This window comes from Enterobacter sp. Bisph1 (assembly GCF_000814905.1).
GTDB lineage: Bacteria > Pseudomonadota > Gammaproteobacteria > Enterobacterales > Enterobacteriaceae > Kosakonia.
In genome coordinates, this window is sequence record NZ_JXAG01000037.1 from 1 (window position 1) to 21,246 (window position 21,246).

22 protein-coding genes, 1 tRNA gene and 1 pseudogene are annotated in these 21,246 nt (G+C 54.7%); 17 read left to right on the forward strand and 7 right to left on the reverse strand.

The window, feature by feature from the left end:
• From RW65_RS11660 to RW65_RS11700, 10 genes and pseudogenes are all read left to right on the forward strand, one after another.
• Positions 1–331, forward strand: a 331-nt coding sequence (locus RW65_RS11660; protein WP_039056915.1) for a DUF932 domain-containing protein, incomplete at its 5' end; no start/stop codon positions are given.
• A 208-nt stretch (positions 332–539) separates the two neighbouring features.
• The gene (locus RW65_RS11665; protein ID WP_039056916.1) at positions 540–1,238 is read left to right on the forward strand and encodes a DeoR family transcriptional regulator; all 699 of its coding nucleotides are present in this window, start codon (positions 540–542) and stop codon (positions 1,236–1,238) included.
• Between the two features lie 273 nt (positions 1,239–1,511).
• Complete coding sequence (locus tag RW65_RS21930) at positions 1,512–2,420, forward strand: Ivy family c-type lysozyme inhibitor (RefSeq protein ID WP_072037751.1); 909 nt, start codon at positions 1,512–1,514, stop codon at positions 2,418–2,420.
• A gap of 99 nt (positions 2,421–2,519) precedes the next feature.
• Positions 2,520–2,757: pseudogene (locus RW65_RS21935) on the forward strand (DUF905 domain-containing protein).
• 85 nt (positions 2,758–2,842) lie between these two features.
• Positions 2,843–3,301, forward strand: coding sequence for an antirestriction protein (locus RW65_RS11675; RefSeq protein ID WP_039056918.1), 459 nt, complete (start codon positions 2,843–2,845; stop codon positions 3,299–3,301).
• Between the two features lie 9 nt (positions 3,302–3,310).
• Positions 3,311–3,529 (forward strand): hypothetical protein, encoded by a 219-nt coding sequence (locus tag RW65_RS11680; protein WP_020456350.1) that lies wholly within the window; start codon positions 3,311–3,313, stop codon positions 3,527–3,529.
• A gap of 42 nt (positions 3,530–3,571) precedes the next feature.
• The gene (locus tag RW65_RS11685) at positions 3,572–4,051 is read left to right on the forward strand and encodes a JAB domain-containing protein (protein WP_039056919.1); all 480 of its coding nucleotides are present in this window, start codon (positions 3,572–3,574) and stop codon (positions 4,049–4,051) included.
• Positions 4,052–4,059: 8 nt separating this feature from the next.
• Positions 4,060–4,281 (forward strand): DUF987 domain-containing protein, encoded by a 222-nt coding sequence (locus RW65_RS11690; protein ID WP_039056920.1) that lies wholly within the window; start codon positions 4,060–4,062, stop codon positions 4,279–4,281.
• 17 nt (positions 4,282–4,298) lie between these two features.
• A complete protein-coding gene (locus RW65_RS11695; protein ID WP_039056921.1) occupies positions 4,299–4,616 on the forward strand; it encodes a type IV toxin-antitoxin system YeeU family antitoxin in 318 nt (105 codons plus the stop codon).
• A 20-nt stretch (positions 4,617–4,636) separates the two neighbouring features.
• Positions 4,637–4,978, forward strand: a complete 342-nt coding sequence (locus tag RW65_RS11700) for a TA system toxin CbtA family protein (protein WP_039056922.1) — start codon at positions 4,637–4,639, stop codon at positions 4,976–4,978.
• Between the two features lie 162 nt (positions 4,979–5,140).
• Here the strand turns inward: RW65_RS11700 and RW65_RS11705 are convergent.
• Positions 5,141–5,216, reverse strand: a tRNA-Ile gene (locus RW65_RS11705).
• Positions 5,217–5,340: 124 nt separating this feature from the next.
• Between RW65_RS11705 and mug the strand changes: the two genes are divergently transcribed.
• On the forward strand, positions 5,341–5,847 hold the full coding sequence (mug, locus tag RW65_RS11710) for a G/U mismatch-specific DNA glycosylase (RefSeq protein ID WP_039056923.1): 507 nt from the start codon (positions 5,341–5,343) through the stop codon (positions 5,845–5,847).
• Between the two features lie 58 nt (positions 5,848–5,905).
• On the opposite strand, the gene rpoD is transcribed toward mug, so the two are convergent.
• The 3 genes from rpoD to rpsU all read right to left on the reverse strand — a co-directional run bounded on the left by rpoD (position 5,906) and on the right by rpsU (position 10,036).
• Entirely contained in the window at positions 5,906–7,750 is a 1,845-nt protein-coding gene (gene rpoD / locus RW65_RS11715; RefSeq protein WP_039056924.1) for an RNA polymerase sigma factor RpoD, read from the reverse strand.
• 156 nt (positions 7,751–7,906) lie between these two features.
• A complete protein-coding gene (gene dnaG / locus RW65_RS11720; RefSeq protein ID WP_039056925.1) occupies positions 7,907–9,652 on the reverse strand; it encodes a DNA primase in 1,746 nt (581 codons plus the stop codon).
• Positions 9,653–9,820: 168 nt separating this feature from the next.
• Positions 9,821–10,036, reverse strand: coding sequence for a 30S ribosomal protein S21 (rpsU, locus tag RW65_RS11725; protein WP_001144069.1), 216 nt, complete (start codon positions 10,034–10,036; stop codon positions 9,821–9,823).
• A gap of 238 nt (positions 10,037–10,274) precedes the next feature.
• Here rpsU and tsaD point away from each other — a divergent pair, with 238 nt between their 5' ends.
• On the forward strand, positions 10,275–11,288 hold the full coding sequence (gene tsaD / locus RW65_RS11730; RefSeq protein ID WP_039056926.1) for a tRNA (adenosine(37)-N6)-threonylcarbamoyltransferase complex transferase subunit TsaD: 1,014 nt from the start codon (positions 10,275–10,277) through the stop codon (positions 11,286–11,288).
• Between the two features lie 39 nt (positions 11,289–11,327).
• Here tsaD and plsY read toward each other — a convergent pair whose 3' ends face one another.
• Positions 11,328–11,960 (reverse strand): glycerol-3-phosphate 1-O-acyltransferase PlsY, encoded by a 633-nt coding sequence (gene plsY / locus RW65_RS11735; RefSeq protein ID WP_039056927.1) that lies wholly within the window; start codon positions 11,958–11,960, stop codon positions 11,328–11,330.
• A gap of 162 nt (positions 11,961–12,122) precedes the next feature.
• Here plsY and folB point away from each other — a divergent pair, with 162 nt between their 5' ends.
• A complete protein-coding gene (gene folB / locus RW65_RS11740; protein ID WP_039056928.1) occupies positions 12,123–12,491 on the forward strand; it encodes a bifunctional dihydroneopterin aldolase/7,8-dihydroneopterin epimerase in 369 nt (122 codons plus the stop codon).
• Positions 12,492–12,598: 107 nt separating this feature from the next.
• The gene (gene bacA / locus RW65_RS11745) at positions 12,599–13,417 is read left to right on the forward strand and encodes an undecaprenyl-diphosphate phosphatase (RefSeq protein ID WP_039056929.1); all 819 of its coding nucleotides are present in this window, start codon (positions 12,599–12,601) and stop codon (positions 13,415–13,417) included.
• 14 nt (positions 13,418–13,431) lie between these two features.
• On the opposite strand, the gene RW65_RS11750 is transcribed toward bacA, so the two are convergent.
• Together RW65_RS11750 and RW65_RS11755 are read right to left on the reverse strand one after the other, a co-directional pair.
• Positions 13,432–14,673 carry a multifunctional CCA addition/repair protein gene (locus tag RW65_RS11750; RefSeq protein WP_039056930.1) on the reverse strand — a complete coding sequence of 414 codons (1,242 nt, stop codon included), beginning with the start codon at positions 14,671–14,673 and terminating at the stop codon, positions 13,432–13,434.
• Between the two features lie 67 nt (positions 14,674–14,740).
• On the reverse strand, positions 14,741–15,355 hold the full coding sequence (locus tag RW65_RS11755) for a TIGR04211 family SH3 domain-containing protein (RefSeq protein WP_039056931.1): 615 nt from the start codon (positions 15,353–15,355) through the stop codon (positions 14,741–14,743).
• Positions 15,356–15,594: 239 nt separating this feature from the next.
• On the opposite strand from RW65_RS11755, the gene RW65_RS11760 reads away from it, so the two are divergent.
• The 3 genes from RW65_RS11760 to hldE are packed head-to-tail and all read left to right on the forward strand — an operon-like array spanning position 15,595 to position 21,238.
• A complete protein-coding gene (locus tag RW65_RS11760; protein ID WP_039056932.1) occupies positions 15,595–16,896 on the forward strand; it encodes a CYTH domain-containing protein in 1,302 nt (433 codons plus the stop codon).
• 15 nt (positions 16,897–16,911) lie between these two features.
• Entirely contained in the window at positions 16,912–19,761 is a 2,850-nt protein-coding gene (glnE, locus tag RW65_RS11765) for a bifunctional [glutamate--ammonia ligase]-adenylyl-L-tyrosine phosphorylase/[glutamate--ammonia-ligase] adenylyltransferase (RefSeq protein WP_039056933.1), read from the forward strand.
• A 46-nt stretch (positions 19,762–19,807) separates the two neighbouring features.
• A complete protein-coding gene (gene hldE, locus RW65_RS11770; RefSeq protein WP_039056934.1) occupies positions 19,808–21,238 on the forward strand; it encodes a bifunctional D-glycero-beta-D-manno-heptose-7-phosphate kinase/D-glycero-beta-D-manno-heptose 1-phosphate adenylyltransferase HldE in 1,431 nt (476 codons plus the stop codon).
• Positions 21,239–21,246: the final 8 nt, after the last annotated feature.

Sequence of the window (21,246 nt, forward strand, 5' to 3'; positions counted from 1 at the left end):
GAAGCGGGATGCCATGCAGTCGCTGATGCTGCCGCCACCTGCACAACAGGCTCTGGCAAAGGCTGCACTGACGTACCGTTTTGGTGAGGACCACCAGCCGGTGACAGCAGCTCAGATACTCTCCCTACGCCGCTGGCAGGATGAGAGCAATGATCTGTGGACCACATACCAGCGTATTCAGGAGAACCTGATTAAGGGCGGGCTCTGTGGTCGGAGTGCAAAAGGCGGGCGAACACATACCCGCGCCGTGCGTGGTATCGACGGAGATGTGAAGCTCAACAGGGCTCTCTGGGTGATGGCGGAAGCTATGCTGAGTGGGTTTCAGTCCTGAGAGTGTTATCGCCATGTTAACAAAGGACACTCCCTGTCCGTTTCCCCCTCATTGGATTGAGTGTTTTATCACCGCATTTCACGGTGTGCCGTGTTGGGCCTGCTTCCGGAGGCAGATAAAAAATAGTTCATTCCATGTCCATACCCTGTCCGCCCCCCTCTTTAGAATCATTTCATATTCAGTCAGTTAACTATTACGGAGATTCAAGATGACACAGGCAGAGCGCCGTCATGACCGGCTGGCTGTCAGACTGTCACTGATAATCAGCCGCCTGGTTGCCGGTGAAACGCTGAACATGGCGCGGCTGGCTGCAGAGTTTGGTGTGTCAGTCCGTACCCTGCGACGGGATTTTCGCGAACGGCTGATGTACCTCGACCTGGAGTATCGACGGGGGCAATGCCGACTGCGCAGTACCGGTGGGGGCGTGCAGGGCGAGCTGGATGCGCTGACCTTTGCTCACCGGGCCGGACTGGCCGATATCTTTCCTGGGCTGGACCGGCGTCTGGCGGGCATGCTGCTCACTGCAGGAGGGATGCCGTGTCTGGTATGGCAGCCGCCACAGTCTGTGTCCCCGGCCAGCTCACTGGTGTTTTACCGTCTCGTCACTGCCATTACCGCCTGCCAGCGGATACTGCTGCTGGCCGACGGTGAACGTTGTGACGGACTGGCCCCGTACCGCCTGATATCACTCGACGGCTGCTGGTACCTCACCGGTGAACTTAACGGGCATATCACCGTGCATCCTCTGGTGACCATCCATGCGGTAACAGTCCTGCACACCACTTTTACCCCGCGAAAACGTCTCAGCCAGTTAACCCCACAGGCGGGCTTTATCCGGGCTCTTCCGCACTTTGGCTATATCCGTGAAGTTTTGTCTCAGGTTGCCGATAAGGGGGAGTCAGGATGAGCTTCGGTTTGATGACCTTTTCTAGCAAGTAAAAACAATAACATGGCGTTATGAAAAAATGGAGTACATCACGATAACTCAACCGAAGACCAAATCACCAGCCCGATTGTTCACAGTAAACTGATTGCTGCAATTCAGGTGTGGAGATATGCAATAACGGAGCGGCAACCGGTCTTTGCCACTCCACTAGCTCCGGTACAATTCCAGAGCGCTATACACCAGCATAAGCCCCCAGCCCCTGAAGCGTCATGGGGCTTTATCAGGAGTTTCACTATGAAAAGAAAACCTTATTCTCCAAGGGTTAAATGGAGTTGGTTGGCTCTATCTGTAGCACTGATGGCCCCGACTGCAGTCCAGGCATCAATCGAAACGGCGGTAGAAGCCAAGAACTGTCAATCAGAAAACAATACCTGCCCTTATCCTTTCAACCTGTACAAGACAGATCCTGCGTATAAAAAGTCGTTTGATGAGACCATGAAACTAAATGGTTTACCGACTATGCTCGAACAGATGAATGGTCCTGCGGGTCCGATGGAACCACTAAAAATTGATGGTAAGGTCTACTTGAAAGGTTTTATGTGCGAGGAGGGGAATTGCGGTAACCACAATCTTACGTTCTTATACCAACCTGACCTTCAGAACTTTGTAGGCTTCTACAATAATGGTAAAGATGGACAATGGGTTAATACCCCTAGCGATAGTGAATTGAAAGTATTACGTGCATTGGTAAATGGGACTGTGGTTCCAGAACAAACTCCAGCCTCTACTGCAATATCCAACGATACCCCACCACCAAATACCATCTGGGAATTTACTGGTGGTAATGGTGACACTTTGTGGAGCACATGTGGAGGAAAACAGAATAGTTGTGTGATTGTCGGTAATACCAAGCACGTGGTCGCAGTGTTAAATCACAAGTCTGCCAGTGGATGTGCATTAGGTGATTTTTACATCATCGACAGAGATGACCGATCCTGGCAACAGCGTGATACCGGAACCTGCAGTCCAAATGCCTGGGTGCGTAAAGGGTCCATTAAAGGTGGTCAATATCTGTCTGTTGACATCGGCGTTGGCAACGAAACGGTAATACAATATCCGATTGGGTACTGGTCAGATGTGAAAGAGTTCACTGGCCGAAACCGACCATCATGGGAAAAAGCAAAACAGGCAGCTAAGCAGTAGTGTTATCGTTACGACACGAAAAATATCCTATTTTCCCTTCCACTCTTTCAGTCCCCTGTCGCTTTTGCGACAGGGGATTTTGCTTTTAAGGTACACCGCATGTCTGAACCTCAATGGTTACCACCGGGATCTTTCACCCGGCAGCAGGCCGACACTATTACCAGCCGGTATCAAAACATCGCCATTGAAGATGACCAGCGCAGTTACTTCCGCCTGGTGGTTCGTGACTCTGAAGGCCGAATGGTCTGGCGGGCGTGGAACTTTGCAATCGGATGCCGGTGAGGGACTAAACCGCTATATCCGGCAGTATGACATCCTCAGAGTATCCTCCCCCTGACCACACCCATTCATCATCCCTGTATGTCCTTTATTTCCCATACGCCAGCCATCGTCGCTGGCGTTTTTATTGACGGAGAATACCCATGACGACACAAACGCAATGCGAATTCATGTCCGCTAATGAATCTCAATCTGACCTCACTGCAACACCAGTACCTGACGAACAGCGTCTCGATTTCTGGCCGCTGCACTTTGGCGCTATCCCGCAGTGGATAACGCTGGAACCACGCATTTTCGCCTGGATGGACCGCTTCTGTGATGAATACAGCGGTGGTATCTGGTCCTTTTACACGCTCAGTAATGGCGGAGCGTTTATTGCCCCTGATGCTGACAGTGACGATAAATGGCCTCTGTTCAACAGTATGAACGGCAATAGTGCGGAAATGAGCGTGGAAGCCGCAGGCATCGCTGTCTGCCTGATTGAATACAGCCATCACGCCTGTCGCACCGAATGCGATGCCATGACTGAGCACTATTACCGCCTGCGGGATTATGCCCTGCAGCACCCTGAATCCAACGCAATTATTCGCATTACTGACTGAGCGATCGTAATGAACAGTGAAGAACTGTCCCGGTCTGATGCCCTGTGGGAGTTGCTAAAACACGCTCCGGTAACAGAGGAGGATGACGAAGTGGTTATAAGCGAGCCTTTCTTACATTTTCCGGCGGGAACAGGCATCACGACTGTCTGGGCATGGTTCGAAGCCATCGACCCAACCTTTAGTGTGGCCCTGAAACTGTATGGTAAGAGAGCGGGCCTTTTGAAGTAATACTTCCCTCATCAATATTCCTTACTTAACGGAAAACAGAAAATGGGTACATCTTTTCATCCGCAGTATGGCTCGCTGCCCCTGAACACGCTGAGGACAGTAAAACGAGCTCTTAACCTGCTTGACCGACATCTGCGCGAAACAGGCGTGGCATTTACCTCTACCCAAGCAGCTCGTGACTGGCTGAAACTGAAAATGGCGGGGCTGGAGCGTGAAGAGTTTATGGTGATGTATCTGAATCAACAGAATCAATTGATTGCCCACGAAACTCTATTTGCCGGTTCCATCAGCAGCACCGAGGTACATCCCCGTGAGGTGGTCAAACGCGCCCTGTATTTCAATGCAGCCGCAGTGATACTGGCGCATAACCATCCCTCCGGCGACACCACGCCCAGCCAGGCAGATAAGACCATCACGCAGCGTCTGGTGCAGGCGCTTCAGCTCGTTGATATCCGTGTGCCTGACCACCTTATCGTAGGTGGTACGCAGATATTGTCGTTCGCTGAACACGGTCTGCTTTGAGGTATGACATGAGAATTGTCAGTAAACGCCGGGCGATGGCGATTTACCGTCAGCATCCGGCCTCCTGCATTTTTCGATACTGCACCAGCAGATACCAGTGGCACGGCAGTGTCTGTCATTACATCGGCCAGGTCGTTCCTGACATTCCCGGCGTGCTGGCGGTATACGCCGAACGCCGCCAGGACCGCAACGGACCGTATGCCTGTCTGATGAGTATCATCCTGAACTGAAAATAAAGAGGTTATAAATGAGCAACACCACATGGGGCCTGCAGCGGGATATCACGCCGCGCCTGGGAGCACGTCTGGTTCAGGAGGGCAACCGGCTGCACTATCTGGCTGACCGAGCCAGTATTACCGGTAAATTCAGCGAAGCAGAATGTCTTAAGCTGGATGAGGTATTTCCGAATTTTATCAGCCAGATGGAGTCAATGCTTACCACTGGTGAAATGAACCCTAGCCATGCCCACTGCGTCACCCTGTACCACAACGGTTTCACCTGTGAAGCCGATACCCTTGGCAGCTGCGGCTACGTATACATCGCCATTTACCCCGCTCAGCGTTAATTACTTTCACGAGAGTAAACATGAAACCTCAACCTGCAACAACTTCGCGGGCGGTAAAGCCCTGTCTGTCGCCCGTTGCAGTCTGGCAAATGCTACTGACACGCCTACTGGAACAGCACTATGGCCTGACACTGAACGACACGCCGTTCAGTGATAAAACTGTTATTAAGGAACATATTGATGCCGGGATTACCCTGGCCGATGCAGTCAACTTCCTGGTGGATAAGTACGAACTGGTTCGTATCGATCGCAGGGGATTTAACTGGCAGGAGCAATCCCCTTATCTTCGAGCGGTAGATATCCTGCGAGCACGACAAGCAACTGGCTTGTTTCGACGGAGCCGTAATAACGCTGTATCGTGAATTTTACGGGCAGTACTTCTGGCTTTTATCACTATCCGGGGATGCTTGCAGCGAGATGAAGAGGGGGAAGGTAGTAATTTCTTACCTGACCCATTACCTGACCCAAATCGCATCCAAAGAAAAAGGAGTTAGACGATTTCTCATCTAACTCCTTGTTTTATTTGGTGGCCCCTGTTGGGTTTGAACCAACGACCAAGCGATTATGAGTCGCCTGCTCTAACCACTGAGCTAAGGGGCCGTGGCGGGGAATTATAAAGTAACTTACCCCTGCAATCCAGCAGGAATCACCTGGCTGATGCTTTTATAAACAATGCGAATTCAATCTCTTATACTAAGATTATCGTTTTGTTATGGAGTTAAGCATGATCCACGATATTTTGGCGCCGGGCCTGCGGGTGGTCTTTTGCGGCATCAATCCGGGTAAATCCTCGGCTCATACCGGTTTTCATTTTGCCCATCCGGGCAACCGCTTCTGGAAAGTGATTCATCAGGCCGGGTTTACCGACCAACAGCTGCGTCCGGAAGAGGAACATCGCCTGCTCGATACCCGCTGCGGTATCACCATGCTGGTTGAGCGCCCAACTGTACAGGCCACGGAAGTTGAACTGCAGGAGCTGCGCAGCGGGGGCAGGGCGCTGGTTAAGAAAATAGAGGATTACCAGCCTGCCGCGCTGGCGATTTTGGGCAAGCAAGCCTTTGAACAAGCGTTTAGCGTGCGGGGCGCGAACTGGGGCAAACAAAATATCACCATCGGCGTGACGCAGGTCTGGGTGCTGCCCAATCCCAGCGGTCTGAACCGCGCCACGCTGGATAAACTGGTTGAAGCCTACCGCGAACTGGACGAGGCGCTGGTGACGCGCGGTCTGTAACGATAAATCCAGGGCAAAAAAAAAGCTCCCGGGCGGGAGCTTGATTAAGCGTTACGAATTAATCGTCGAGGAAGCTACGCAGCACTTCAGAGCGGCTCGGGTGACGCAGTTTGCGCAACGCCTTCGCTTCGATCTGACGGATACGTTCGCGGGTTACGTCGAACTGTTTACCCACTTCTTCCAGCGTATGGTCGGTGTTCATATCGATACCGAAACGCATACGCAGGACCTTCGCTTCACGGGCGGTCAGGCCCGCCAGAACGTCGTGCGTGGCGGCGCGCAGGCTCTCGGTGGTGGCAGAGTCCAGCGGCAGCTCGAGGGTGGTATCCTCGATAAAATCACCCAGATGCGAATCTTCATCATCACCAATCGGTGTTTCCATGGAGATTGGCTCTTTGGCGATTTTCAGCACTTTACGAATCTTATCTTCCGGCATCAGCATACGCTCAGCCAGCTCTTCCGGCGTCGGTTCACGCCCCATCTCTTGCAGCATCTGGCGGGAAATACGGTTGAGCTTGTTGATAGTCTCAATCATATGTACCGGAATACGAATGGTGCGTGCCTGATCCGCGATGGAACGGGTGATCGCCTGACGGATCCACCAGGTTGCGTAGGTGGAGAATTTATAGCCACGGCGATATTCGAACTTATCTACCGCCTTCATCAAACCAATGTTGCCTTCCTGAATCAGATCGAGGAACTGCAAACCACGGTTGGTGTATTTTTTAGCGATAGAGATAACCAGACGCAGGTTCGCTTCAACCATCTCTTTCTTCGCACGACGCGCTTTCGCTTCGCCGATAGACATACGACGGTTGATATCTTTAACCTGCTCGATGGTCAGGCCGGTCTCTTCTTCAATCTGCTGCAGCTTCATCAGGCCACGCTGAACTTCTTCCGCCACTTCATGCAGCTTCTCAGACCACGGTTTGTTCATCGCCAGCGCGGCGTTAAACCAGGTCTCGTTCGTTTCGTTGCCGGTGAACAGCGTAATGAAGTTTTTCTTCGGCATTTTGCACTGTTCAACGCACAGCTTCATGATGATACGTTCCTGGGTACGCACGCGATCCATCATGATACGCATGCTGTTAACCAGGTAATCGAACTGTTTCGGCACCAGACGGAACTGTTTGAACACTTCAGAAAGCTTCAGGATCTCTTCCTGCGCCGCGGCGTGGCTGCGGCCTTTAGCTTTGATGGTGTCGCGGGTCAGTTCGTACTGGGTACGCAGCTCGGCGAATTTCTCACGCGCCAGCTCAGGATCGATGCTGTTGTCATCGTCGCTGTTGTCGTCGTCGTCTTCATCTTCGTCGTCTTCGTCGTCATCCATCTCTTCGCTGGAGAGTTCAGATCCCACATGGGTGGCGGTTGGCGCCATCTCTTCTTCAGCGTTTGGATCGACAAAGCCGGTGATCAAATCGGACAGGCGAGCCTGTTCCGCTTCCACGCGATCGTACTGCTCCAGCAGATAGGTGATCGCTTCCGGGTATTCGGCGACGGAGCACTGAACCTGGTTGATCCCGTCTTCGATGCGTTTAGCGATGTCAATTTCGCCTTCGCGGGTCAACAGTTCAACGGTGCCCATTTCACGCATATACATGCGTACCGGGTCAGTGGTGCGCCCGATTTCAGATTCAACGCTGGAAAGCACTTGTGCGGCGGCTTCTTCCGCGTCTTCGTCAGTGTTGTTGGAGTTTTCAGCCAGCAACAGATCATCGGCGTCCGGTGCTTCTTCCATCACCTGGATGCCCATGTCGTTGATCATTTGGATGATGTCTTCGATCTGATCGGAGTCGACGATATCTTCCGGCAGATGGTCATTGACCTCGGCATAGGTCAGATAGCCTTGCTCCTTACCACGGGTGACAAGAAGCTTAAGCTGTGACTGCGGGTTTTGCTCCATAAGACGGTATCCACACTTAATTCACGAGGGTTGGTGTCGGTCGGCGAAAAAAACCGCCAACATTTAACGCGAGGGTGTATTTATATCTTTGCCGCTGGCCCTCAACGCGGCTGTCGGGATCTTCCCGATCGATTATCGGCACTTAAGCCGTTGAATTTACTTTTTTGCCAGTTCCTGGTTTAACTGCCATAGCTCCCGGCGTTCTTCGCTGCTTAAACCATGTGTGCGGTCGCGAGCTATCAACTCTTCTTGCCGCCGTTCAAGCATCGAATCAAACATATGATTGAGCGCGTCTGTGAACGTTTTTTCAGCGATGTCTTTATCTGCTATATCGTCCCACATTGACAACTTTTCAAGTGTTGCGGCCTCTTTTGTGCCGCGATAGTGTTCCAGCAACTGCCCGGTATTCAGACCCGGCTGTGACAAACAAGTGTTGACCAGTTCTGAAAATAAGCCAAGCCCGGCGAGCCTTGATGGATCCAAACCTTCTAACGGCGGTACTTTTGGCGCCAGTTCCGGGTTCTGGATCAACAGTCCTATCAGTATACGCATGGTTGTGCGTTTTAGCTGGGGAGCGGGGCGCGCCGCTGCGCTTTCCACCTGTTTTGGCATTAATCGATCAAGCTGAGCATCATCGAAAATACCAATTTTATTCCCCAACAGCTGTCGCAACTGGATGCGTAGCGTTTCGCCTGGCACCTGGTTTATCAACGGCAGTGCCAGCGCGGCAAGCTGGGTTGTTCCGTCTGGCGTGGTTAAATCCGCCTGCGGCAACAGGCTGTTAAACAGAAACGTGGAGAGCGGCTGAGCCTGCTCCATCCGCGCTTCGAACGCCTCTTTACCCTCTTTACGCACCAGCGTATCCGGATCTTCACCGTCCGGCAGAAACATAAAACGCAGCTGTCGGCCATCGCTCATATAGGGCAGCGCGGTCTCCAGCGCTCGCCATGCGGCATCGCGTCCTGCGCGATCGCCGTCGTAACAGCAGATGACGTTTTTCGTTACGCGAAACAGTAACTGAATATGATCCGCTGTAGTTGATGTACCCAGCGAAGCCACCGCGTAGTTAATGCCGTACTGCGCCAGCGCAACGACATCCATATAACCTTCGACGACTAACAGCCGCTGGGGTTCATCTTTATCCTGCTGCGCTTCATAAAGGCCATACAGCTGGCGGCCCTTATGGAAAATATCCGTCTCCGGCGAGTTAAGGTATTTTGGCGTATCGTTACCCAGAACGCGACCACCAAAACCAATCACCCGTCCCCGTTTATCACGAATCGGAAACATTACCCGTTCGCGAAAACGATCGTAACTGCGTCCCTGGTCGTTGGTGACCAGCATTCCAGCATCAATCAGCGACTTGCGGTTTTCGCTATTGTCGCCGAAACGTTTCAACACATTGTCCCAGCCGGGCGGCGCGTAACCAATGGCGAAACGCGTAATGATTTCGCTGGTCAAACCGCGCCTGGACAGATACTGGCGAGCAGGCTCTGCGGCAGCTTGTGTTAAAGATTGCTGATAGAACGCGTTCAGCCCATCCATTAATTGATAGAGCGTTTGCCGTTGATGGCGCTCAATCAGGCTGGGCCCACTGCCTGCTTCAAACGGCACTTCAAGATTGTGCATCGCGGCAAGTTCTTCGACGCTTTCGACGAACTCGAGCTTGTCGTAGTTCATCAGGAAGTCGAGAGCGTTGCCGTGCGCGCCGCAGCCAAAGCAATGGTAAAACTGTTTTTCACCGTTCACGGTGAAAGAGGGGGTTTTTTCGTTATGGAATGGACAGCACGCGTGATAGTTCTTGCCCTGCTTTTTCAGCTTTACACGCGCGTCGATGAGATCGACGATGTCGGTGCGCGCCAGCAGGTCATTGATAAAGACACGTGGGATTCGTCCAGCCATAGGCCCCGTTTTGAGCTTTTATAGCCATTGCTTTCCGGGCCGATGAAAGGTGACCGAAAACCGCAGGATATATCAGGTTATAAACGAAAATAAGCCGCGCATTCCTTTCGGAAGCACGGCCTTACAACTACAACTCGGTCTAAACGAAAGGGCGCTCGCCCAGACGAATTAGTACAGACGAGTACGGCGTGCGTTTTCGCGAGCCAGTTTCTTCGCGTGACGTTTCACTGCGGATGCTTTGGCGCGTTTACGTTCGGTAGTCGGTTTTTCATAGAACTCACGACGACGAACTTCCGCCAGAACACCTGCTTTTTCGCAGGAACGTTTGAAGCGACGCAGAGCTACGTCGAACGGCTCGTTTTCACGTACTTTAATTACCGGCATGTGCCTCTCACCTTTGATTAAATCGGTTTGCCGCTGGCGTTCACGCCAGCTTATTTCAAAATGGTGCGGAATTTTACTGCAACTGCCGCTGCTTTGTAAAGCACCGCCGCCCGTTTTATAAGGGGACTTTTGTAAGGGTGAGGAGTATACACGAACTGCGCTGCAGGAGTGAGCAAAGTTTTACATCGCCCGGCATTCGCCCTACACTGCGCGCTATTGCAAAGAGGTAAACAGAGTCATGCGCATACTGGGCATTGAAACATCCTGCGATGAAACCGGCATCGCAATTTATGACGATCAACAGGGGCTTTTAGCCAACCAATTGTATAGTCAGGTGAAACTTCACGCTGATTACGGCGGCGTTGTGCCGGAACTGGCTTCGCGCGATCACGTGCGTAAAACCGTGCCGCTGATTCAGGCCGCGCTTAAAGAGGCCGGACTGAGGGCGAAAGATATTGATGCGGTGGCCTATACCGCAGGCCCGGGGCTGGTGGGTGCGCTGCTGGTGGGCGCAACGGTAGGCCGTTCCCTCGCCTTTGCCTGGGATGTACCGGCGATTCCGGTTCACCATATGGAAGGTCATCTGCTGGCACCGATGCTGGAAGAGAATCCTCCGGCGTTTCCTTTTGTGGCGCTGCTGGTTTCCGGCGGTCATACGCAACTTATTAGCGTAACCGGGATTGGTCATTATCAACTGCTCGGTGAGTCGATTGACGATGCCGCTGGTGAAGCCTTTGATAAAACCGCCAAACTGCTGGGGCTTGATTATCCCGGCGGGCCGATGTTGTCGAAACTGGCGTCGCAGGGCACGGAAGGGCGTTTTGTCTTTCCGCGTCCGATGACCGATCGCCCGGGGCTCGATTTTAGTTTCTCCGGGTTAAAAACCTTCGCGGCGAATACCATTCGCAATAATGGTAATGATGAACAAACCCGCGCCGATATTGCTCGCGCGTTTGAAGATGCGGTGGTTGATACGCTGATGATCAAATGCAAGCGCGCGCTGGAGCAGACGGGCTTTACCCGTTTGGTTATGGCGGGCGGCGTCAGCGCGAACCGTACGCTGCGTGCAAAGCTGGCCGAGATGATGCACAAGCGCCGTGGCGAAGTGTTCTATGCGCGCCCGGAGTTTTGCACTGATAACGGCGCGATGATTGCGTATGCAGGAATGGTACGTTTGAAAGCCGGACATGATGCCGGACTTGGGGTAACGGTGCGTCCGCGCTGGCCTCTGGCGGAGCTGCCCGCTGCTTAAAAAGCAGTTGCCCGGTTGCACAGAATGCGCCGGGCACGCTTATGACGCTTTTTCGCTCTCGTCTTTCTGCGCTTTTTTCTTCTTCAGCTTCGACCAGATTTTGCTTTCCTGATGTCGCCAAAGACGCTGAATATTATCGTGATGGCGCAGCAGGATCAGGCACGAGAGCATCGCCACCGGAAAGGTAAACTGCGGTTTAAACCACCAGACATAAAAGGGCGCTATCAGGGCGCTGACAATCGCGCCCAGCGATGAATACCCGCTTAACAGCACCGTTAACAGCCAGGTCCCCGCCATAACGCCGGTTAAATCCCAGCCGATAGGTGCGATAGCGCCAAACGCCGTCGCCACCCCTTTACCACCCTGGAATTTGAAGAAAATCGGCCAGATATGGCCAAGACAGGCGGCGATGGCGATAAGCCCCAGCCAGAACGGCGTAATGCCAAGGGCGTACGCGCCCCACACCGGTAGCATGCCTTTTAAAACGTCGAAAGCCAGTACCGTTACGGCTGCTCCCTTGCCGCCAATTCGTAATACGTTGGTCGCCCCCGGATTGCCAGAACCGCTAACGCGCGGATCGGGCAGACCGGTGATGCGGCAGACCAGAATGGCGCTGCAAATTGAGCCGCAAAGGTACGCAAGGAGAATCATTCCAGGCGCGATTGCACTCATAACGCTGTTCCGTTGTGAAAATGTCGTTTTATACTCTGCATCCGTGGATAATACGCATAATTAACGAAAAGTGGTATCCAGGTTTTGCGCAAAATCTGACAGGTTGCAGGAAAGATGCGGTCTGACAGCGGCAGCGCCGGAGCAAACAGCAGGCGGGGTGGAATGGACATTGTATTTATAGAGCAGCTCTCGGTCATCACGACCATTGGCGTTTACGACTGGGAACAGACCATTGAGCAGAAGCTGGTGTTCGATATCGAAATGGCCTGGGATAATCGCCGGGCGGCAAAGAGCGATGATGTTAATGACTGTCTTAGCTATGCGGATATCGCCGACGTGATTGTCGGCCACGTTGAAGGCGGTCGCTTTGCACTGGTTGAACGCGTCGCCGAAGAGGTGGCCGATCTGTTGCTGGCACGTTTTAACTCGCCGTGGGTTCGCATCAAACTGAGCAAGCCCGGAGCCGTCGCCCGCGCGCTGAATGTCGGCGTCATTATCGAACGTGGCCTAAATCCGAAAGGCAGTATTTAAATTCATAATCGTTAAACCAAGCGCTAGTATTCAGGTCATAGATAGCGGTCTTTCACGGCTTCTCTGCGGGAAAAGCCGTTTTTTTATATCTTTTTAGGGGTTTATTGATGGGCGATATGCATTCATTGCTGATAGCAGCCATTCTGGGCGTTGTTGAAGGTCTTACAGAATTTCTGCCCGTATCCAGCACCGGTCACATGATAATCGTAGGCCATATATTGGGCTTTGAAGGCGACACGGCAAAAACGTTCGAAGTGGTGATCCAGTTAGGTTCGATCCTCGCCGTGGTGGTGATGTTCTGGCGTCGTCTGTTTGGCCTGATTGGCATTCATTTTGGCAAACCACGCCACGAAGGCACGGGTACCGGGCGCCTGACGCTGATTCATATCCTGTTAGGTATGATCCCGGCGGTGGTGCTGGGTCTGGTGTTCCACGACGCTATCAAGTCGCTGTTTAACCCACGCAACGTAGCCTATGCGTTGGTGGTTGGCGGTTTCCTGCTGATTGCTGCCGAACTACTGAAGCCGAAAGTGCCGCGCGCGCAGGGCGTTGATGATATGACCTATCGTCAGGCGTTTATGATTGGCTGCTTCCAGTGTCTGGCGCTGTGGCCGGGCTTTTCCCGCTCGGGGGCAACGATTTCCGGCGGCATGTTAATGGGCGTGAGCCGCTATGCCGCGTCGGAGTTCTCTTTCCTGCTGGCGGTGCCAATGATGATGGGCGCAACGGCGCTGGATCTCTATAAAAGCATCGGCTTTTTGACCACGGGCGATATCCCGATGTTCGCCGTGGGTTTTATCACGGCCTTTATTGTGGCGCTGATTGCCATTAAAACCTTCCTGGAGCTGATTAAACACATCTCCTTTATCCCATTCGCGATTTACCGTTTCGTGGTCGCGGCGGCGGTTTATGTAGTCTTCTTCTAATAAACGTTGCGCCCTCAGTCTTGCGGCTGAGGGCAACGCTGTTCCTTCCAGGTCGCCAGCGCCGCTATCCGGCGTCGGGTCAGCTCTTCACGCACTTGTGCACCTTTGAACCCTGCATCAATCACCGCTTTGGTCGGTACGGCGCGCGCCACGTCCCACGCTTCACGCAGTAAACGTCCTTGCGAATAATCACAGGCTTCAAAGCCGGTACGTCCCCGTACGTCAGCTTCGCTGGTCAGGGCAATCTGCTCAACGCGCTGCGGTTTGCGCCACGCATCGATGGAATCAAACAGTTTGACGATGGTTTTCGGCTGTAAAATCGGAAAGGTGTGGATCAGATCGTGAAACTCTGCGACAAGTTTTGCCAAATCGCGGATCTCATTGGGTACGCGCAAGCGCTGGCAAAGCCCATGCACCAGTTTCACGCCCGCCGGGCCGTGTCCGTGGTGACGGGGCCAGAGCTCTTTCGGCGTTAAACCTTTGCCCAAATCATGGCACAGCGTCGCAAAGCGCACATCGACATGCGGGCTGAGCATCGCCGCCATCGATAACGTCATCAGCGTATGCACGCCGGTGTCGATCTCCGGGTGCCATTTCGCCGGGGCCGGTACGCCAAACAGGGCGTCGATTTCCGGGAACAGCACTTTCAGCGCGCCGCAATCGCGCAGCACCTGGAAGTAAACCTGGGGATTTCGGGTTTGCAGGGCGTTTTCCGTCTCCTTCCATACCCGTTCGGTTGTCAGGTGCGTTAGCTCGCCCGCCTCGGTCATCGCTCGCATCAGCGCCATCGTTTCATCGGCAATACGGAAGCTAAGATGGGCGTAACGGGCGGCGAAGCGGGCAACGCGCAGCACGCGTAGCGGATCTTCGCCGAAAGCGGGGGAAACATGGCGCAGGATGCGGTTGCGCAGGTCTTGCTGCCCGCCGTAGGGATCGATGATGTCACCCTGGCTATCCTGCGCCAGCGCATTGACGGTGAGATCCCGGCGCAGCAGATCCTGCTCCAGCGTGACGTCCGGTGCGGCATAGCAGGTAAAACCGGTGTAGCCCGAGCCGGATTTACGCTCGGTACGCGCCAGCGCATACTCTTCGTGGCTTTGTGGATGGAGAAACACAGGAAAATCGCGGCCTACCTGCTGGTATCCCGCGTCAAGCATCTCTTGTGGCGTAGCGCCGACAACAACCCAATCTTTGTCTTTGACCGGCAGACCCAACAACGTATCACGTACAGCACCACCGACCAGATAACTCTTCACGCCGCCACTCTCCTCTACACATTCGCTAACAGATAATACGTAAGTGTAGAGAAGATGGCGAATCTGCTTAGTTCATCCAGCGATCTTTGCGTTTGCGGGTGGGGATCATATGCGGCAGCAGTAGGCCGAGGAGCAAACCCGCGCCGAGCACGCCGCCGCCATACATAAACCACTGCATAATAATGGTGCGCTGTTTGTCATCCAGCTGCAGGTTGGCGGCGTTGACCTTTTTCTGCGCCACAATTAACTCATTCTTGAGCTTCTGATTTTCATCTTTTAGGCCGTTGATGACGCTGTCGCTCTGGGCGACTTTCTGCTGCATCTCGGCGGTACGCTGGTTCCAGGTATTGTCGATATTGTTCAGTTTATCGGTCAGCGTTTTTACCTGGTTTTCCAGTTCCGGCATGCGGGTGCGCAGGCTGGGCTGGCTGTTAAGCTGTTTTAAGGGGATCCACGCGGTGCGACCGGTGCTGTCGCGCACCTGGCCGTAATCGCTGTTTTCTTGCAATAGAGTCACCTGCTCGCCGGCGTTCACCGTGCCGACAAGGCGGTAATGATCGCCGGGGCCGCTGCGCACCCAAGTGTTCAGTTCATCGGAAACATAACGTTTTTCTTCGGCGTGGGTGCCAACAGACACGCTAAGCGCAAAAAGGGTCAATCCAATCAGGCGTAATTTTGGCATCAGGCAGTCATTATTTTCATTAAACGTGAGTGATAAACAGTGGCAACAGTCTGACGATACCTGGCTGCGGGCATCAATCGGAATCTTCCAGGTCAAACTGCGCACTTACGCGAACTTTTGCACCCGTCAGATTGCGCATTGCATGGCAATTTGACGCAAAATACTATCTACTGACAAATCTCAGGCGCGTTAGTTCGCCGGAATTTTCATTGATGTGACATAACCATAAGTGCAAAGCCATGGCTCAGGAAATCGAATTAAAGTTTATCGTTAATCAGGACAGCGTGGAAACGCTTCGTCAACATCTGCATGGGCTGACGCAGGAACATATCGCACCCAGCCAGCTGCTCAACATCTATTACGAAACGCCGGACAACTGGCTCCGCGGCCACGATATGGGGCTGCGCATTCGCGGTTTTGACGACCAGTATGAGATGACCATGAAAATCGCCGGTCGTGTGATCGGTGGTTTACATCAGCGTCCTGAATATAACATTCCCCTTACCGGCCCCGAGCTCGATCTGAGCCGCTTCCCGGCGGAAGTTTGGCCTGAGGGCGTGTTGCCCGATGACTTACAGGCGCAGGCGCAGCCGCTGTTCAGCACAAATTTTGCCCGTGAAAAATGGCTGGTCAACGTCGGCGACAGCCGCATCGAGATTGGCCTTGATTTGGGCGAGGTGAAAGCGGGCGAGTTGGCCGAGCCGATTTGCGAGCTGGAGCTGGAGCTGCTGAGCGGTTCGGCGACGGATGTTCTCAAGCTGGCGCGCCAGTTGGTGAATTTTTCCGGCCTGCGTCAGGGGAGCCTGAGCAAAGCGGCGCGCGGCTACCATCTGGCGCAGGGCAATGCGACGCGCGAGCGCCGTCCAACGTCGTTTTTACAAACCCCTGCGAAGGCGAGCGTTGAGCAAGGCTTTGCCGCCGCGCTGGAACTGGCTTTGTCGCAGTGGCAATACCATGAAGAGCTGTGGGTACGCGGCGATGAAAAAGCGAAAGCTGAAATCCTTAACGCGATTGCGCTGCTGCGCCACGCGCTGACGCTGTTTGGCGGCATTGTGCCGCGTAAAGCGAGCACTCACTTACGCGATCTGCTGACCCAGTCGGACGCGACTATCACCTCGGCGGTTTCCGCGAACACTGCGGTGTGGGGTACGGAATCGGCGATGGCGAAGCTGTTACTGACCGAGTGGCTGGTGACGCAGGGCTGGCGCGTCTTCCTTGATGAAAAAGCGCAGGCCAAATTCGCCGACTCTTTCAAACGCTTTGCCGATATTCATCTCTCCCGCAGCGCCGCCGAGCTGAAAAAAGCCTTTGCCCAGCCGCTGGGCGACAGCTATCGCGACCAATTACCGCGTCTGGTTCGTAATATCGATAACGTATTACTGCTGGGCGGGCGCTACGATCGCGCCCTTGCCGAAGCCTGGCTGGAGAACTGGCAGGGGTTACACCATGCCATTGAAACGCGCCAGAGAGTCGAGATCGAACATTTCCGCAATACCGCCATATCCCAGGAGCCGTTCTGGTTGCATAGCGGAAAACGTTAACGAAAGGATATTCCCATGCTGCACCACTCAGGATTAACCCAGCACTGGCAAACGGTACTTTCGCGCTTACCGGAGGCGCTCACCGCGCAACCCCTAAGCGAGCAGGCGCAGTCAGTGCTCACTTTTAGTGATTTTGTTCGGGAAAGCATCAGCGCCCATCCTGAGTGGCTGGCGGAGCTTGATGGCGCACCGCCGCCGGCTGATGAGTGGCATCACTACGCGCAATGGCTGCAAAGCGCATTAGCAACGGTCACCGATGAAGCCGCATTGATGCACACGCTGCGGCTGTTTCGCCGCCGCATCATGGTCCGCATCGCCTGGAGCCAGGCGCTGCGGCTGGTCAGCGATGAAGAGATTCTGCAACAGCTGAGCGCGCTGGCGGAAACCCTTATCGTTGCCGCGCGGGACTGGCTCTATGACGCCTGCTGCCGCGAGTGGGGCACGCCCTGTAACCTACAAGGCGTGGCGCAGCCGATGCTGATGCTCGGCATGGGCAAGCTTGGCGGCGGCGAGCTTAATTTCTCTTCGGATATTGATTTGATTTTCGCCTGGCCAGAAAACGGCGTAACCCGCGGCGGTCGTCGTGAATTAGACAATGCGCAATTTTTTACTCGCCTTGGGCAACGGCTGATTAAAGTCCTCGATCAGCCCACCCAGGACGGCTTTGTCTACCGGGTAGATATGCGCCTGCGTCCGTTTGGCGACAGCGGCCCGCTGGTGCTGAGTTTTGCCGCCCTCGAAGATTATTACCAGGAGCAGGGACGCGACTGGGAACGCTATGCGATGGTGAAAGCGCGCATTATGGGCGATGACGACGGCGAGCATGCCCGCGAATTACGCGCGATGCTGCGTCCGTTTGTCTTCCGTCGTTATATCGATTTCAGCGTGATCCAATCCCTGCGCAATATGAAAGGCATGATCGCCCGTGAAGTGCGCCGCCGTGGCCTGAAGGACAATATTAAGCTTGGTGCCGGCGGCATTCGCGAAATTGAATTTATCGTGCAGGTTTTCCAGTTGATCCGCGGCGGGCGCGAACCGGCGCTGCAATCCCGTTCGCTGCTGCCGACGCTGGCCGCCATTGAGCGGCTGCATTTGTTACCGCAGGGCGATGCAACCCTTCTGCGCGAGGCCTATCTATGGCTAAGGCGGCTGGAAAATCTGCTGCAAAGCATCAATGATGAACAGACGCAGACACTGCCGGGCGATGAACTCAACCGCGCGCGTCTGGCCTGGGGAATGGGCCAGGCAAGCTGGGAAGCGCTGAGCGCAACGCTGGAGGCGCAGATGGCCGCGGTGCGCCGCATCTTTAACGAATTGATTGGCGATGATGAAACGGATTCGCCAGAAGATGCCCTGTCCGAGGGCTGGCGCGAGCTGTGGCAGGATGCGTTACAGGAAGAGGATTCCACGCCGGTGCTGGCGCACTTGCGTGACGAGGATCGTCGGCGGGTGGTGGCGCTGATTGCCGATTTCCGTAAAGAGCTGGATAAACGCACTATTGGTCCACGCGGGCGGCAGGTGCTCGATCACTTAATGCCGCATCTGCTCAGTGACGTTTGTTCCCGTGATGACGCCCCCGTTCCGCTGTCGCGCCTGACGCCGTTACTCACCGGCATTATTACCCGCACTACCTATTTAGAACTGCTGAGTGAATTTCCCGGCGCGTTAAAGCATCTGATTTCGCTGTGCGCCGCTTCACCCATGGTCGCCAGCCAGCTGGCGCGCTACCCGATTCTGCTCGATGAGCTGCTCGACCCGAACACCCTTTATCAACCGACAGCCATGAACGCGTATCGCGATGAGCTGCGGCAGTATTTGTTGCGGGTTCCTGAAGAGGATGAAGAGCAGCAGCTTGAAGCCGTGCGCCAGTTTAAACAGGCGCAGCTGCTGCGCGTGGCGGCTGCGGATATTGCCGGTACGCTGCCGGTGATGAAAGTGAGCGATCACTTAACCTGGCTGGCGGAAGCGATTATCGACGCGGTGGTTCAACAAGCCTGGGGGCAGATGGTGGCGCGTTATGGTCAGCCGACGCATCTGCACGATCGTGACGGGCGTGGGTTCGCGGTGGTCGGTTACGGCAAGCTGGGCGGCTGGGAGCTGGGCTACAGTTCCGATCTGGACCTGGTTTTTCTCCACGACTGTCCGATGGATGTGATGACGGATGGCGAGCGCGAAATCGACGGTCGCCAGTTTTATCTGCGGCTGGCACAGCGCGTGATGCATCTGTTTAGCACGCGTACCTCCTCCGGCATTCTGTATGAAGTGGACGCGCGGCTGCGCCCTTCCGGCGCGGCGGGCATGTTGGTCACCACCACGGAGTCCTTCGCCGATTATCAGCGTAACGAAGCCTGGACCTGGGAACATCAGGCGCTGGCGCGCGCGCGCGTGGTGTACGGCGATCCTAAACTGACCGCTGAATTCGATGCGATCCGTCGCGATATCCTGATGACCGCGCGCGACGGTACAACCTTGCAAACGGAAGTGCGTGAAATGCGTGAGAAGATGCGCGCTCATCTTGGCAACAAGCATAAAGATCGTTTTGACCTGAAAACCGATGAAGGTGGCATTACCGATATTGAATTTATCGCGCAGTATCTGGTGCTACGCTTTGCCCATGACAAACCGAAGCTGACGCGCTGGTCGGATAACGTGCGCATCCTCGAGGGGCTGGCGCAAAACGGCATTATGGATGAGCAAGAAGCGCAGGCATTGACGCTCGCCTATACGACGCTGCGCGATGAACTGCACCATTTGGCGTTACAGGAGCTGCCCGGACATGTGGCGCTCTCCTGTTTTGCTGCCGAGCGGGCGCTGATTAAAAGCAGCTGGCACAAGTGGCTGGTGGAACCGTGCGCCCCCGCGTAAGTGTGGTATTATCGCGCGCAAATTTTGTATCTCTCAGGAGACGGGAATGAAAGTGACGCTGCCAGAGTTTAAGCAAGCCGGTGTAATGGTGGTGGGTGATGTGATGCTGGATCGTTACTGGTACGGCCCAACCAGCCGCATTTCGCCGGAAGCGCCGGTGCCGGTGGTGAAAGTCGATACCATTGAAGAGCGTCCGGGCGGCGCGGCGAACGTGGCGATGAACATTGCTTCGCTTGGCGCGTCGGCGCGGCTGGTCGGCCTGACGGGTATTGATGATGCGGCGCGTGCGCTCAGCAAAGCGCTGGCGGACGTGAATGTCCAGTGTGATTTCGTTTCGGTCCCCACGCATCCCACCATCACTAAATTGCGCGTGTTATCACGTAACCAGCAGCTGATTCGCCTGGACTTTGAAGAGGGCTTTGCCGGGATTGATCCGCAGCCGATGCATGAGCGAATCAGCCAGGCATTAAGCAGCATTGGCGCGCTGGTGCTGTCGGATTACGCCAAAGGCGCGCTGGAAAGCGTACGGCAGATGATTACGCTCGCGCGTAACGCGGGCGTGCCGGTACTGATCGATCCGAAAGGCACTGATTTCGAGCGCTATCGCGGCGCGACGCTGCTGACACCGAACCTGTCGGAATTCGAAGCGGTGGCCGGGAAATGCGCCAGCGAAGACGATATCGTCGAGCGCGGCATGAAAGTGATTGCCGATTACGAACTTTCCGCGCTTTTGGTCACGCGCTCCGAGCAGGGAATGACGTTATTGCAGCCGGGTAAAGCTCCGCTGCATATGCCCACCCAGGCGCAGGAAGTGTATGACGTTACCGGCGCAGGCGATACGGTGATTGGCGTGCTGGCGGCTACGCTGGCGGCAGGGAATTCCCTCGAAGAAGCGTGCTATTTCGCTAACGCCGCCGCAGGTGTGGTGGTCGGTAAACTCGGTACCTCAACCGTCTCGCCTATCGAGCTGGAAAACGCGGTGCGCGGTCGCGCGGAAACCGGCTTTGGCGTGATGACGGAAGAGGAACTGAAAGTGGCTGTCGCAGCGGCGCGTAAGCGCGGCGAGAAAGTGGTGATGACCAACGGCGTGTTCGATATTCTCCATGCCGGTCATGTCTCTTATCTGGCCAATGCGCGTAAGCTGGGCGATCGCCTGATTGTTGCCGTCAACAGTGACGCTTCTACCAAACGTCTGAAAGGGGAAACCCGTCCGGTTAACCCCCTTGAGCAGCGCATGATTGTGCTTAGCGCGCTGGAAGCGGTGGATTGGGTGGTCTCTTTTGAAGAAGATACGCCGCAGCGCCTGATTGCCGGGATCCTGCCGGATCTGCTGGTCAAAGGCGGCGATTATAAGCCGGAACAAATTGCCGGTAGCGAAGAGGTGTGGGCGAACGGCGGTGAAGTGCTGGTGCTCAACTTTGAAGATGGTTGCTCAACCACCAACATCATCAAAAAGATCCAGAAAGACAACCAGTAACCTAAGCG

Coding starts and splice junctions, on each gene's coding strand:
- RW65_RS11675 (WP_039056918.1), top strand. CDS start 2,843: ATGACGACACAAACGCAATGCGAATTCATGTCCGCTAATGAATCTCAA.
- RW65_RS11680 (WP_020456350.1), top strand. CDS start 3,311: ATGAACAGTGAAGAACTGTCCCGGTCTGATGCCCTGTGGGAGTTGCTA.
- RW65_RS11685 (WP_039056919.1), top strand. CDS start 3,572: ATGGGTACATCTTTTCATCCGCAGTATGGCTCGCTGCCCCTGAACACG.
- hldE (WP_039056934.1), top strand. CDS start 19,808: ATGAAAGTGACGCTGCCAGAGTTTAAGCAAGCCGGTGTAATGGTGGTG.
- RW65_RS11665 (WP_039056916.1), top strand. CDS start 540: ATGACACAGGCAGAGCGCCGTCATGACCGGCTGGCTGTCAGACTGTCA.
- mug (WP_039056923.1), top strand. CDS start 5,341: ATGATCCACGATATTTTGGCGCCGGGCCTGCGGGTGGTCTTTTGCGGC.
- bacA (WP_039056929.1), top strand. CDS start 12,599: ATGGGCGATATGCATTCATTGCTGATAGCAGCCATTCTGGGCGTTGTT.
- rpoD (WP_039056924.1), bottom strand. CDS start 7,750: ATGGAGCAAAACCCGCAGTCACAGCTTAAGCTTCTTGTCACCCGTGGT.
- RW65_RS21930 (WP_072037751.1), top strand. CDS start 1,512: ATGAAAAGAAAACCTTATTCTCCAAGGGTTAAATGGAGTTGGTTGGCT.
- RW65_RS11760 (WP_039056932.1), top strand. CDS start 15,595: ATGGCTCAGGAAATCGAATTAAAGTTTATCGTTAATCAGGACAGCGTG.
- rpsU (WP_001144069.1), bottom strand. CDS start 10,036: ATGCCGGTAATTAAAGTACGTGAAAACGAGCCGTTCGACGTAGCTCTG.
- RW65_RS11690 (WP_039056920.1), top strand. CDS start 4,060: ATGAGAATTGTCAGTAAACGCCGGGCGATGGCGATTTACCGTCAGCAT.
- plsY (WP_039056927.1), bottom strand. CDS start 11,960: ATGAGTGCAATCGCGCCTGGAATGATTCTCCTTGCGTACCTTTGCGGC.
- tsaD (WP_039056926.1), top strand. CDS start 10,275: ATGCGCATACTGGGCATTGAAACATCCTGCGATGAAACCGGCATCGCA.
- glnE (WP_039056933.1), top strand. CDS start 16,912: ATGCTGCACCACTCAGGATTAACCCAGCACTGGCAAACGGTACTTTCG.
- RW65_RS11695 (WP_039056921.1), top strand. CDS start 4,299: ATGAGCAACACCACATGGGGCCTGCAGCGGGATATCACGCCGCGCCTG.
- RW65_RS11700 (WP_039056922.1), top strand. CDS start 4,637: ATGAAACCTCAACCTGCAACAACTTCGCGGGCGGTAAAGCCCTGTCTG.
- RW65_RS11755 (WP_039056931.1), bottom strand. CDS start 15,355: ATGCCAAAATTACGCCTGATTGGATTGACCCTTTTTGCGCTTAGCGTG.
- dnaG (WP_039056925.1), bottom strand. CDS start 9,652: ATGGCTGGACGAATCCCACGTGTCTTTATCAATGACCTGCTGGCGCGC.
- folB (WP_039056928.1), top strand. CDS start 12,123: ATGGACATTGTATTTATAGAGCAGCTCTCGGTCATCACGACCATTGGC.